This window comes from Microbulbifer sp. GL-2 (assembly GCF_007183175.1).
Taxonomy (GTDB): domain Bacteria; phylum Pseudomonadota; class Gammaproteobacteria; order Pseudomonadales; family Cellvibrionaceae; genus Microbulbifer.
The window spans coordinates 1369647-1382799 of record NZ_AP019807.1; the positions used below are offsets into that span (position 1 = coordinate 1369647).

The window sequence follows — 13153 nt, forward strand, 5'->3', positions numbered from 1 at the left end:
TCAATGCAACGCCCAGCAATCCAATTGTCTTATTTTTTATCCGACAGATTTGAGTATTTTATATCTATTATGAGAAATGTATTAATACTTACTGTTCTATTTTTCAGTTATGATGCCCATACAGAATCTTCAATAAATTATTCTATTGGAGTATCTATCGAACATATAATCGAAGGTGGGGCGAAAGTAAAAATAAAGTCAGATAAGCAATTAAAGTATAATATTAATCTGTCTGAATTTAGGGATTGTATATTCGAAAAGGCTATCTTGAAAACAAAAAGTGATAAATTTCCAGATAAGATACTGATGCCAGTCGAAGGCTGGTTTTCATTTTCTATTGAACCAGAAACTAGAGACAGTACTTTCATAACTTTATACTGCGAATCAGGCAAGTATGTCGTTTATACGATTTGGTTGTAATCCTATGTATGACAAGTGATATGATTCAGCTTATTTAAAATTCCTTGTCAAGGGGCACTATGAATGACCGCGCATTTACAAAGCTGATCGATTTTCTGGAAAAAGTTCCTGCGATTCATGGTACTGTTGTAAAAGGATCAGATGAAACAGGTCGCTGGTGGGTAAAGTTTGAGATCGATATAACTCACCAGTTCGCATGGCACACTGTTCAAGAATTTGGCCATGTTCTAAATTACCTTTCTGTGGATGAAAGGTTGCCGACTTCGTTTCATCCAGTATCTCCACCTCCTTACATGAATGGCGGACCGGAAGAGTTTTTATCATGGGTCATTGAGTGCCATGATCCTGAATTCAGACCCGGAACTTGCGCGGAGTGGCTTTTGGGGCGCTTACCAAGGCCCGTAGAGGACTTGGAGCAGTGGATCGCGGAGTAACATGATATTAGATCCATATTCGATAACCTACATTCCGTGCTTCCGCCACGCTAGCACAAGACGATTTCATCGCAGTAAGGATCGGGGAAAACTAATATAGCCACTAAAATAGCTTTGTCACCATTAGCCAACACACTGATTGGTATGTTTTTTATTTAGAGTGATCCTTTATTTTTGGGATATATTTAAAGGTGATATAATGCAGTATTATTTTTAAAATACTGGTGGCTTCACAAGAGGTATCAAATATATGAATAAAATATTTACAATACTGGCATCCATAGCTATTACGTCATGCGCAAACAACACTAATGTTACAAACTTTCAAAGCAATGGAAACCTAGAAGCATCCAAGCCAGCATCGTGTGTGGATATTAATGAGCTCCAGGCTAATCAAAATCCTGCTGATATATTTGCAGGCATGAAGACATGCCTAAACTCTGAAAATTATTCAGATGCAGCAAAAATGTATTACGCTGCTATGACTTATGGAATTTATGACACCAAAAGGGTTAGCGATAAAACATCACATCAAGGCATCATAGTTCTTCGCATGAATACATTAAGCGGCCTTTCGGAGCAACAGTTTTCTCTTCTACAATCAGAGATCAATGCGATCTTGGAAAGTAATGAGCAGGTATGCAAGGCTTTAAGTGAACGAGGGCTACCGACCTATCATCCAAAATACATGATTCAGCATGGTATAGGTGCTTTCACCGACAACCAAGCTAACAATGGCCTAGTTGAGAACTTTGATAGTCAATCAGCCTGGTCTGAAGCTATTGATAAAACAGTTAAGTGCAAACAAAGCTAACATGCACTTGATGTCGATCTAATTTTCCGCTTTGCTCCAAATCTGCTAAAAGTACGAAGGTTAATAGTCTATGAACCAAGAATATGGTTTGATATTTTCTTTATTTTTGCTAGCAGCTTTTAATCTTTACGCTTCATACAGATGTATACGTTCTGATTACTCCCATAGGGCTCAAAAGATCATCCAATGCATCCTGGTTTGGCTATTTCCATTGGTTGGCGGTTTGGTGATTATTCATTTTTCGGAACCAATGGATACAAGTCCAAATTATAAATCGCCTGACGTTGCGCCAAGCCAAGATGCCTACCCTACCTCCAATGGAGGTATAGGAGGGGATTAAGTTCATACATCAATACTTAGCATGCGCCGGCGCGAAGACAAAACGTCACATAAATGAAATCGCTCTAAGCAGGTCGTTCAATGTGCGACAGCTATAACCAGGCCAGGTAAGATCGCCCAGCCGGTGGCTGGGCTGTACAGCCTACGCTCCACCTTGAGACATGTGACGCATGGGGAGCTTTCTGAATTGATAGAAACAGAGTTGTACACGCATTCCATGGAAATTCTGACCCGAGTATCATGAACCGGTGCAATACTCGTGCATTACTCACTTTCGACTTTCAGGGCAGCGGTTGTCTTTACTGCCAACCAGCTACCGAAGGTTTGGGCGGACCAACTTGCGCATAACTGAGCACTGGCCCGAAGCCGCTATAATCAAATTCGCGGGATAGGCTTCGCCTAGTTTGTTAAATTCTTGCGAGCTGCATGACGGCTCGGTCAACCTTAACGTTAGACAGTGGTAGATGTCTGTCCATGCGTTCGACCACAATCGGACGCGAACGGAGAAGAATCGAAAAATGAATAGTGAACAGGCCGAAGCGTTTCTGGATGAGATGGCCAAAGCGGTATGTGATCCAAACGCTGATTCTAAGGTCACCGACCGCTACTTTACCGAAGACTTCGTGCAGGTTATCGACGACACAACGATTGGCCGATCCCAACTCGATTCGCGTATCAATTTGTTCCGAATGGAGTACTCGGCCGTCAGGTTCGACTACCTTTCCGTGATTGGCGAGGGCGATCGGATAGCTGACATGCATCTGGTGCATGCGACGGCGAAAGATGGCCAACAGCTCACGATCAAGGTAATCAGTCTGTACACGCTAAGAAACGGCCGGATCGCGCGCGCCGAATCCCTTAGCCGCCTTATCGAAGGGAATCCGGAGGACCTGCAATTACTCGTGAGTGGTGAATGAGGCGGACGGCCGGCGTGGACCTCGGTTTTACTGGAGGCAATAACGCGAACCGCCTCCGGGTATCGGTTTTGGCTAAGTCCTTCAACTTCCCTTGGAATTGCTTGATCAGCTTACGAGTCGCCCAGAGATTCATGATCATCGAAGGCAACACCCAAGTGCTAACCGAAGCATCCCCCAGTCCGGTACTCACATGCCAACTGCTACGAGGACATATCACATAACAAGTGACTATGGTTGCTCGTCAAGCCTTTAAGCCATATTTTCATCCTAGTAGGTTTTATTTTCCACCATGGTATTCAGGATGGTAAGTTGCTTTCTCATACAGGAAATGAGAGCCAATTTTTTGGGTTTGCCAGCGTCGACTAATCGCTTAAACATCTGCTTTAATTTGGGATGATATTGCAAACAATAATCGGCAATTCCGCTTTGTGGGCAGCACAGACAAACTCCAGTTCTAGCCTTTCGGTGGACTCGATAAGTACTCTTTTGGGTTTAAGGGGTTGCAGTCGTTTAATGTCGTGCTTAATACCATTTTTATCATTGGTAACACTAAAGAATTGGCCAGTTGGTCTCACAAAAATATCGAGTTGCTTGCTGCCAGTATCGATACCGACATTGATCTCTTGAGGTTCCATAAGATAAGCTATCTCTACCTTGTTATTCGGGCTCGAGGCCCACATGACTATTCGAGTTATGCCTAGTGAGTGTCTGTCACGTTCCTACTTGTTATCGGTCTTTTAAGAGCCGGCAATACAACGAACTGTGGCAAACAAAGCCTTCGGTGGCCGCCGAAGGTGGGTCTCAATTTACCCGTTAGCGAAATGGGTTTTCAACATCAGAATTGAGCAGGAACAACCATACAAGGCCAGTACTGCGTGCTCTACCCTCTGCTGGCGGCGTTATACTTAAGGAGAGATAAGTGCCTTTTAACTTATCAGAAGAACAATTAGCCCAAACTGAAGAAGAGCTCGGAGCTAAGTTGCCACACGAATATCGTGAAGCAATGAAATTGGATAATGGTGGCGAAGCGTCAACGGAAGAAGATGACTGGGAGTTCTATCCGATTAAGGATACATCAGATAGAGAGAGGCTCTCGAGTACTTGCAATCACATAATCAACGAAACTGAGTCATGTAAAGGTTTCGGTAATTTTCCAGAAGAAGCAGTGGCAATTGCAAGCAACGGCCTAGGCGATCAAATGATCTTCATCAAAGAATCGGAGCACTTCCTAAAAGGCGTGTTTTTGTGGCTTCACGAAACAGGAGAGCTGCAAGAGTTAGCGGCAACATTTAATGAAATCGAAAAGCTATAACTAGGCCGAGCAGCATCGCACCAATAAGCTGGTGCTGGACCGCGCTACACTCGGCCGCTGTTGGCGGCGTTATGACCTGGGAGGTCAATTGAGAAATAAGTTAAATAAAAGAACCTTAATTCGATGGAAGGTCTATATAGATCGTTCAAAGATGTATATCGGTTATATTCAGTTTTTGCTAATAATTTTCGTTTTCATCAAGTCTTTTGGAGAAAACACCTTCACAGATCTAGTTTTTCAATTTCCCTATGTATCTATCCCAATAATTCTTGTTGTCTTCGTATTCTGCTCTTTGGTACTGGGTTATATTGATTCTAAGTTAGGATTGAGAGAAGAAGAAATAAGGAACCACTCTAAATCAAATCCTGTTCTAACTGAGATTTCTACTTCTCTAATTGAGTTGCATAGGAAGGTCGAGGAAATTGAGAAACAAAATAACCGGCAAGAATCATAACAATGCGTTGCAGGCCAACGGCTAACTTTGTGCACTTTATGTGTGGTCGCTGCGTTCCCATTACCTTGAATAAAGCACACAAGGTTATCCGCGGCTGAGCGCAGCATTATGCATCAAAAGAAATTATAGAGTAAATGCAAATGAAAGGGTATTTGGTTTTAGATTTCTCAATTAAAGTATTAGAGAGCTTCTTAGAATACGCTGAAAAAATACCGGCATTTATTGAAAAGCATGGCGGCAGATACATTGTAAAAGGAGTGATTCCAGAAAAAATGGAAGGCAATTGGATTCCGGAGAGGTTAGTGATATTGGAATTTCCATCAACTGAAAAAGCAAAAGAATTTTTAGCTGATCCAGAAGCACAGGATCTATTTGAGATACGTCACAAGACAACTAATAGTCAATTAATATTGGCGGAGGGTTGTATTTAATCAACCATACAAGCGCAGTACTCTTCTGCAAATAGCGCGGTTTGGCGCGGCCTATACGCCGCTTCACTTTGTTTCGACCGCCCATGTATGCAGCGTTATATTCCACCCAATTTCAACCCCGCCTGTTGGCGACACGCTTGCAATAATTTTGTAACGGAACTCTCGTTACCTATGATTCTTGCTATGGCTACTGCACCAATGAGCATTGCAGTTACTGACAAAATATCATCTTCGTCGCAATCAACATAGCTTTTAGCGTATTCCAAAATTGCTTTGTTCATGCCATCGTAGATGCTTGCATAAGTTGCTTTTGTTTCTTCATCCTGCATGGTTATATCCGTAGCTAGAAATGCAAGTGGACATGGGTATTCACCCCGCACATGCTCTAAGCTAAGGTATCCGTCAAGTAGTAGGCATAGCCATTCCTTATCGGTAGTGCCATCTGGTTTAAGTTCAGCAAGCTTAGTGCCATTGACTGCAAATTTTAAGGACTCACGATACAACACCGCCTTGCTGTCAAAATGAGCATAAAACGCTCCTCTGGTGAGCCCGCAATCTTTCATCACTCCATCCACTGTAACGCCATCAAAACCCTTGACCGTAAAAAGCCTGAATGCGCTTTCAAGAATTCGTCTGCGAGTAATTTCCTTATGCTCTTTTGTATAAGGCATGAGTTCTTATGTGCCCACAATTTAATATGATCTGTATCATATATTATATGTCGTTTAACATGTAGCCTTATCTTAAACCGAAAAAAATAAAATAAATGAACATAATCAACGGTTATATTTCACGGAGATGCGAAATTGAATAAAATAAAAGGCGGCTGTCATTGTGGTTCTGTAGCTTGGGAATTTGATCTTCCTATTAAGACAGTAGTGAAATGTCATTGCTCCATGTGTAGAAAGTTACAAGGCTCTGATCACAGTACATATGTTGTTGTTCCAAAAGAACAATTCTCATTATCTAAAGGTGAAGACTCGGTTATCAGTTACCAAGCTACCGAAAAATCATACAAAAATTTCTGCTCCACATGTGGAACACCAACTCACCTTTTTAACGGAAAGCATTTCCCGGAAGATTTTGTTTTACCACTAGGTATAATTAAAAATTATACTGATGAGCTAGCACCACAGATCCAAGTGTATACCTCAGAAAAACCACTTTGGTCGAACATCCATGATGATGTGCCACTATTTAGCTAAGGATATAAATCGGGTAGCCGGTAGCTTCTAACTACCGGCCCCTACACCACCCATCGTGCGGTTTCGCAATGGGCGTTTCCCAATCCGTAATGCATTTCTACTCAACGATAGTGTCGAGCAGGTCTTCATTTGAGTCGAGTGCCATGTCAGTGCGCTACCTCAACTTTATATCCGATTGGAAACATATCGGTAGGCTAGCCCTGTCTTCTAACCCATGGATTTAGGTTCAAGCCTTCACCATGATCAAGGTATTAATCTTGGCATTAGGCTACTATGCTGTCGGCTAAGTTCTGCCAAATCACTTTGGTAATGCTGACCGAGGTGCTGGTGTGTTCCACCACTTTGTTCTACCCCCGCGATGGTGGCGGGTGGGCCTACTTATGGGTCTGCGACCACGCTGGCAGCTTCAGCAATAGTAGGTTAAACAGATCTCCCCAGATAAGAATGTGAACTTCCACTACACAACTGCATCATTTACTCTACCCATTGGATCACATGGCTCCGGCGTCCTTGGCCAACTCGCCTTTAGGTTAAGCTTTATATGACATTTCTGTTCATCAGCTGGTAGTTTTGCTAATGGCCTCTTTCTCTCTATGTTGCAGTTGCCATTCGCTAGTAGTTAGCATTTAATGGAATGCCATTAAATGGTGATCTTCCTACAGGGAAGTTTCACCCTATTAGTTCACGCCTATGCAGGGCGTACCAAATGCCTGCAATCTGATCCCCGGTTGCTGTCACCTTTTTTTGCCACAATACCGGCAAAAAATGCGTCAGTAGCCTCCGGCAATTGAGGCAAGCGTATCTTTCATCGTAATTGGCACTAATTATTATGCTCTTTAAGGGGTCGTGTAAATGTAACCGTTGGCGGATTGAAGTTCAGTTAGCTGGACCGATCGAAGGTTTGAATCCGCGCATTTGCGATTGTAATTATTGCCAAGCCAACCCGTCACTTATTATAAGTGATCCGAATATGTCAGTGGCTTTCATTGGTGATGGGATTTCAACCAAAAGAAATGGTGATCAGCTTGCTAATTTCTACCATTGCAAATCTTGTAATGAACTACTAGCCGTAGGCTGCAATATAAATGGTCAGCTTCGCGGGGCAGTAAATTCCAATTTATTGGAAGACGTGAATCAACTTGGCAATCCTATTCAAATTCAGCCAAGACTCTTGAGTGCCGATGAAAAGCTTGAACGCTGGGATAAGTTGTGGGGTGTCCTTAATGGGTTTTAAAAACCTAAAATATTTGGGCTTTCGGACGCTTCGGTCCGCAGCTTGAGGCTTTATGAATCAGGGAGTAAAAAACAGCGTCGATAACGCCTTGGCGTTTATATAGGAACTGATATGACTAGGTCTGATAAGTTCTGGGATAGAAAAGCAGAGGAATATGCTCGGAGCCCTATTTCTGACGAGGCAAGTTATCAGAAGAAGCTCTCAGATACCCAAAAATTCTTTACGCCCGATATGAATATTTTGGAGTTTGGCTGCGGAACAGGGACTACGGCGATTTACCATGCTCCGTATGTGCAACATATTGAAGCGGTAGATATATCTGAAAACATGCTTGAGATTGGTCGAACTAAGGCCAGGGAAGCCTGCATCGATAATATTAGATTTACCAGAGGTACGTTAACCGAATTCAATGCTGAGTCTGAGAGTTTTGATGCAGTATTGGGTTTAAATGTTATTCATTTACTACCAGATAGAAAAGATGTTTTGGCAGAAGCTGCTAGAATCCTCAAGCCTGGCGGTGTTTTCGTGAGTAGTACCGTTTGTATGGGCAATTCCTATATACGGTTTATTAAGCTCTTAGCGCCTCTGGGAAAATTCATGGGCATAATGCCCGATGTCTTCATCCTAACAAAAGTAAAATTAGCGAAAGAAATTCAAGACGCTGGTTTTACCATTGAAATTCAATGGCAGCATGGAATGCATAATATGGTAGTTTTCATTATTGCGCGTAAAATTGACTCATAATAGTGTTGGCTGAAGGCGACGGGTTTATTGGCCTTACTAGCCAATTAGAGTCTAGCTCCGCGCCAACGTAAAATATGAATAATCTTTCTAAAACTTCGTTATATCTCTAGAAATACAAACCATACTTAGGTACTTAACAGTGAGGATACTCAAATGAATACAAATGCAGTTTGTTGGTTTGAAATTTATGTAAATGATATGGTACGCGCAAAGTCCTTTTATGAGGCTGTTCTCAAGCAGGAGTTAACTCGACTAGACAATCCCGACGAAGTAAAAGATTTTCCCCAGCCCGAGATGTGGGCATTTCCAATGAAACAAGAGCCGGGTGCAAGCGGAGCAATTTGTAAAATGGATGGTGTTGAAGCTGGAGGCAATAGCACTCTTGTGTATTTTGATAGCGAAGATTGTTCTGTTGAACTGGCCAGAGTCGAGACCGCAGGTGGCAAGCTAGTAGTACCTAAAATGTCTATCGGAGATTATGGTTTTATCGCGATAGCCCAAGATACCGAAGGAAATAATATAGGTTTTCATTCAATGAAATAGCTAGCTCTCATCAGCCAACATTAATTTACGTAACAGGTTATTTAAATATCCTACATTGCCTTCATCAAGGAACTAGATTGTGCTCAAAAGTATGCCGGCTTACCCTATTGATGAAATAGGAATTAGCGTAGAATAATTGTTGAATAGCTAAATATAATTACAGGTATGATTCAGGGTATAATTTTATAAAAAGAGATAGATATTCACTATCTAATGAGTTGATTTCTGAATAGCTACGGCTAGCAACTTTGTGCAGTTAACGTTTTACCAATGCAGTCCAATACCATTCCCTATCCAAAGTGCAACTGACAAAGTCGTTACACACTAAAGAACCATTTACCACAGTGCAAGAGGATTAGTTTTGAAAGGATTTAGAATTCTGATCTCCATTTTATTTCTATTCATTAGCTCTACGGCTTTATCAAGCGGCGTTAGTATACAAAAAATATCTGAACAGTTGCACATCTTGAGTGGAAAAGAGTATGAGACGAATATTGGCTTAATAGCAACGGAAGATGGCTTGGTATTAATTGACCCTATGCCAGGAAATAATCAGTTAAGTGGATTAAATGAAGCGATTCAGTCAATTCACAACGAGCCAATCTCTTTCATTTTAAACACACACGCACATTCTGACCACACCGGTGGAAACGAGTACTTCAAAAAGCAAGGTGGAAAACTTATAGAGAATACCTTTAACTTAGATGGCTTTACTCACATTAAAGTCAAGTCTCATTCAGAAATCGACAATATCTATTACCATAAGGAAAGTAATTCTATATTTGTCGGTGATGTATTCGATACTAGCTGGCACCCAACATTTTATTCTGGCGGAATTAAAGGCTTTAATGAAGCGATTGATGCTATTTTAAATCTAGGTGATGATCAAAGCTTGATAATACCGGGGCATGGTGTTCCATCAAGTAAATCCTCATTACTTGAATTTAGGAAAAATACTTTCGAGTGGACAAACAAAATTCAAGAGCTTCATCAAAAAGGGATGAGCATGGAAGAAATAATGATTGATACACAAGTTAAGGACATTGTGGAAAAATTCAATGTAAATAACAAATCTCCATTCCTCCCCAAAAAAGCTTATAGAAGATTTATAGAAAGAACTATTTCAGTGATTAATAACGAGAAAAGCCTATAAATAGGTATTAAGCCCATATAGGAGCCTAAAAATGAGGCTATATATCCAGTTGTTACATGCGTTCTTTTTTTCTTTAATCTCTTTGGGAGCCCAGGCTGTGCAGAGTTGGACGGTCGAAAAAACCAAGGTAAATGCTCGCCTTTACCCAGGTGAGGAGATGCTACTAGCCAACGGCATAGAAACACTGAATTATTTCAAGGCCGGCGATCCGCAAAAACCTCTGGTGATCTTCGTTCCGGGTGGGTTTCATTTAGCTCGTGTCAGCTATGGCTACCCCGACGGCGACGAGAAGGATTTTCTGGCCTATTGGTTTGGACAGAAAGGTTTTTCTTTTCTTGGCGCGTCTTATCCGACAGGAAACAAGGTATATTCCAAGGTCTACCCCGCATTCTCGATTCGTGATTGGGGCAAGCAAGTGGCTGCGGTCGCCAAATACTATGTGGACAAGCATGGTCTTTCGAATGAGATCATTGTTCTTGGCTGGAGCGCAGGCGGGCAGATTACTCAATCAGTTTACGAGGCTTCACAGGCGGCCGGGCTGGATATGAGCCTTTACGTTTCAATTGCATCAACCCCACCTATCCCTTTGCTACTGGCCGCACCGGGTGCAATCTCAAAATCAACAAATGGGCTTTCGAAAGCGCCACAATTCTACGAGTTGTTTAAGAGGTACGTGACTGCTCAGAACAAGATGAACGGGCACGTTATTATTCCTTGGGAGACGTTCGAAAGTGATGTACTCGGAGAAATTCCAGTAGCCCTAAATGCGATTATGATTGCGTCTCGCTATGAAAAGGGTAACTTTGTGCAGGATCTGGATTGGGCAATTGCCGATACAGGAGCCCTTAAATTTACTGACTTCCCCATGGTCGTCACAATCTCTGGTAATAAAGTGCTAGACAATGACCACGCACTGACTGATCGAGGTAATTGGGGGCTCTATCAGGTTCAGCATTTATATCGAAATATCGCTCTTCCTGCTTTGTCAAAATCTGAAAAAATTGATCCCGAGAATTGGCAAAACTTAATGGATCAATTTAGTTACGCAACCTCTGGTGCGCTAAACGCTCGCGTCCCTGGCAATCACTTTTTTTGGTACGGTGAAGTCGGAGCTCGTGAAACAGTTACACAGGTCGAGAGGTTGCGCTTACGTGTGGAAAATGTCCTCTCTTCTGTTGAGGCGTCTGTGGCTAAACTCAATACACCGTAGTATTGCTTGTCCTGAAAAAACCAGAACGCTCCTCCATTTAATTACTCGAAGGCTTAAATTAATATCCGAACTGGGCTGTGAATGGGCCAGTGCGCTCGTATCACGCCGGATTTTTAGCCCCATCCGAAACCGACCACTTCCGTGAATAGGTTGAGCCATGTTCATTAATTTTTGGCACTCATAAATAAGGAAGCGCTCCTTGAAAATAAAATCATCCAAGTGTAGTTACTATACAACTTCCCAGACAAGCCAATTATGCAAAGAATTAGACACTATCACACTAAAGGGCAAATATGAGAAATAAAGCACGGAGTTTCTCTATCCAAGCACACGGAGATCAGAAGTATGGTAGTTTCCCATATTCGGTTCATCTTAATGAAGTATCAAAGATCGCTAGCGGGTATAGCGTAGAAGCTGAAGTAATAGCGTTTCTTCACGGCGTGATTGAGGATATCGATGTAACAGCTGAGGTGATCGAAGCTTTCTTTGGTGAGTTTGTATCCAGATATGTGTGCATACTCAGCGATAAGCCTGGAGAAACCAGAAAAATATGAAAGTCTGCAACATATCAAAAAATGTCAAGGGTTTCCATGTCAGAAGAGATTGCTTCGCTAGTTAAAGCCGCTGACCGCCTAGCTAATATGAGAGCCTGCCTTCGCTCTGGTGATGAAGAGTTCCTTAACATGTATAGAGCAGAGCATGAGCTTTTTCGTAAGTCAGCCTCTCGGCCAAACCTCTGTGAAAGCAATTGGCCAGAAATAGAAGTAATACAAAATTTATAACACAGTAAGTAGGGACGATGGTTTTGAAAATCACAGGAAGATGTATAATATCTTCAGAGTAAAAATATTGTTAATTTACTTATAGTTTATAAATCGATATTCTGTTACTTAGTTAATTGTGGCACTTAGCAAGTGTCGGCTATCCTGTCACATAAAGTAAGCCCAGTGATTCTCTACATTATATTTGATTCAAAAGCATCATATAAATGGATAAAATATGAACTTATTAAAATTAATGACCGCATCTATACTATTAGTTGGTACTGCTTCAGAAAGTTATGCAAATAGTAACTTTTATGTAGGACTGGAACATCGGTACGATTCCATTGATGGCAACCTAACACCCAGCATTAATGCAGTGACTTTATCCGGCGATATGAAGTTTTCCCAGCAATATCAATCATCGGAAATACTAGCTACGTCATACAGTTCGTGGGGGGCTTATTTAGGGTATGAGTTCCATCCCAATTTTTCAATTGAGGCAGGATACTCCCAAAGTGAAGATGAGAAAGAACACTTTTCTGATTCAGCTATCGGCTTGTTAGACGGCGTTAGTGAGGCTCAACTCAAATACCTACGAATTGATTTTCTAGGAAGATATACATTTAAAAACTACAACAACTTGAGCTTAATTGGCAGTTTAGGAGTAATCTCAAGGGAAGTTGAGGCTCATGTACAGTATGAAACAGGTGGTGGCTGTATAAATGAGGTCAGCTGCAACCCCAACTTAATAACTAAGGATAGTGATAGCGCTAGGAGTACACGGCCTCAATATGGAGTGGGTCTTCAATACAATCTTAGCAAAAATACGTCTACACGATTTATGATAAAAGGGCTTCTAAATGATCCCGCCGATTCATCCCACTCAGCCTCTCTTGGAGCACAGTACCATTTCTAGTTCTATCTACATTAAGGCAAGCTCAATTTATTAAGCAGTAAAAGTCTAAATCAGCACAATTAAGTTAATTCAGTACGTGTTTGATGATGCGATTAAGAACCAGCTGCTGAAAAATATCATTCAATATGTAGCCCTATCGGATTGCGACATTAGCAGAATCGTTCGTGATTTATCAAAGCTTTAATGTGTGGATGGGAATATTGGCGATATCTGTATCATCAATGGCCAACAAGTATCACGTTAATTTATCAAATAAAATAGAT

Annotated in this window: 16 protein-coding genes and 1 pseudogene; 14 read left to right on the forward strand and 3 right to left on the reverse strand. The window is 41.6% G+C overall.

Going from position 1 to position 13153, the window contains the following annotated elements; genetic code table 11:
* The first annotated feature begins 3 nt into the window (after positions 1–3).
* The 4 genes from GL2_RS05930 (at position 4) to GL2_RS05945 (ending at position 2924) form a co-directional block, all read left to right on the forward strand.
* Complete coding sequence (locus GL2_RS05930; protein ID WP_143729743.1) at positions 4–420, forward strand: hypothetical protein; 417 nt, start codon at positions 4–6, stop codon at positions 418–420.
* A 59-nt stretch (positions 421–479) separates the two neighbouring features.
* Positions 480–854 (forward strand): hypothetical protein, encoded by a 375-nt coding sequence (locus tag GL2_RS05935; protein ID WP_143729745.1) that lies wholly within the window; start codon positions 480–482, stop codon positions 852–854.
* A 250-nt stretch (positions 855–1104) separates the two neighbouring features.
* Complete coding sequence (locus GL2_RS05940; RefSeq protein WP_143729746.1) at positions 1105–1668, forward strand: hypothetical protein; 564 nt, start codon at positions 1105–1107, stop codon at positions 1666–1668.
* Positions 1669–2525: 857 nt separating this feature from the next.
* Complete coding sequence (locus tag GL2_RS05945; protein ID WP_172621071.1) at positions 2526–2924, forward strand: nuclear transport factor 2 family protein; 399 nt, start codon at positions 2526–2528, stop codon at positions 2922–2924.
* Between the two features lie 267 nt (positions 2925–3191).
* Here the strand turns inward: GL2_RS05945 and GL2_RS21840 are convergent.
* A pseudogene (locus GL2_RS21840) lies at positions 3192–3293 on the reverse strand (IS110 family transposase); the annotation flags it as partial.
* 14 nt (positions 3294–3307) lie between these two features.
* On the reverse strand, positions 3308–3559 hold the full coding sequence (locus tag GL2_RS05950) for a hypothetical protein (RefSeq protein ID WP_143729750.1): 252 nt from the start codon (positions 3557–3559) through the stop codon (positions 3308–3310).
* A 284-nt stretch (positions 3560–3843) separates the two neighbouring features.
* Between GL2_RS05950 and GL2_RS05955 the strand changes: the two genes are divergently transcribed.
* Together GL2_RS05955 and GL2_RS05965 are read left to right on the forward strand one after the other, a co-directional pair.
* A complete protein-coding gene (locus tag GL2_RS05955) occupies positions 3844–4236 on the forward strand; it encodes an SMI1/KNR4 family protein (protein ID WP_143729752.1) in 393 nt (130 codons plus the stop codon).
* A 594-nt stretch (positions 4237–4830) separates the two neighbouring features.
* Positions 4831–5121, forward strand: coding sequence for a DUF1330 domain-containing protein (locus GL2_RS05965; RefSeq protein ID WP_143732803.1), 291 nt, complete (start codon positions 4831–4833; stop codon positions 5119–5121).
* A 95-nt stretch (positions 5122–5216) separates the two neighbouring features.
* Here GL2_RS05965 and GL2_RS05970 read toward each other — a convergent pair whose 3' ends face one another.
* Entirely contained in the window at positions 5217–5792 is a 576-nt protein-coding gene (locus GL2_RS05970) for a TetR/AcrR family transcriptional regulator (protein WP_143729755.1), read from the reverse strand.
* 135 nt (positions 5793–5927) lie between these two features.
* Here GL2_RS05970 and GL2_RS05975 point away from each other — a divergent pair, with 135 nt between their 5' ends.
* The 8 genes from GL2_RS05975 (at position 5928) to GL2_RS06010 (ending at position 12890) form a co-directional block, all read left to right on the forward strand.
* Positions 5928–6326 carry a GFA family protein gene (locus GL2_RS05975; RefSeq protein WP_143729757.1) on the forward strand — a complete coding sequence of 133 codons (399 nt, stop codon included), beginning with the start codon at positions 5928–5930 and terminating at the stop codon, positions 6324–6326.
* Positions 6327–7296: 970 nt separating this feature from the next.
* Complete coding sequence (locus tag GL2_RS05980) at positions 7297–7560, forward strand: hypothetical protein (protein ID WP_143729759.1); 264 nt, start codon at positions 7297–7299, stop codon at positions 7558–7560.
* Between the two features lie 111 nt (positions 7561–7671).
* A complete protein-coding gene (locus tag GL2_RS05985) occupies positions 7672–8304 on the forward strand; it encodes a class I SAM-dependent methyltransferase (RefSeq protein WP_143729761.1) in 633 nt (210 codons plus the stop codon).
* A 153-nt stretch (positions 8305–8457) separates the two neighbouring features.
* Complete coding sequence (locus tag GL2_RS05990; protein WP_143729763.1) at positions 8458–8847, forward strand: VOC family protein; 390 nt, start codon at positions 8458–8460, stop codon at positions 8845–8847.
* A 361-nt stretch (positions 8848–9208) separates the two neighbouring features.
* A complete protein-coding gene (locus tag GL2_RS05995) occupies positions 9209–10000 on the forward strand; it encodes an MBL fold metallo-hydrolase (RefSeq protein ID WP_143729765.1) in 792 nt (263 codons plus the stop codon).
* A gap of 31 nt (positions 10001–10031) precedes the next feature.
* Entirely contained in the window at positions 10032–11210 is a 1179-nt protein-coding gene (locus GL2_RS06000; RefSeq protein ID WP_143729767.1) for an alpha/beta hydrolase, read from the forward strand.
* A gap of 293 nt (positions 11211–11503) precedes the next feature.
* Positions 11504–11764: an HD domain-containing protein gene (locus GL2_RS06005; RefSeq protein ID WP_143729769.1), complete on the forward strand. Its 261-nt coding sequence runs from the start codon at positions 11504–11506 to the stop codon at positions 11762–11764.
* A gap of 445 nt (positions 11765–12209) precedes the next feature.
* Positions 12210–12890: a porin gene (locus GL2_RS06010; RefSeq protein ID WP_143729771.1), complete on the forward strand. Its 681-nt coding sequence runs from the start codon at positions 12210–12212 to the stop codon at positions 12888–12890.
* The last annotated feature ends 263 nt before the right edge of the window (positions 12891–13153 follow it).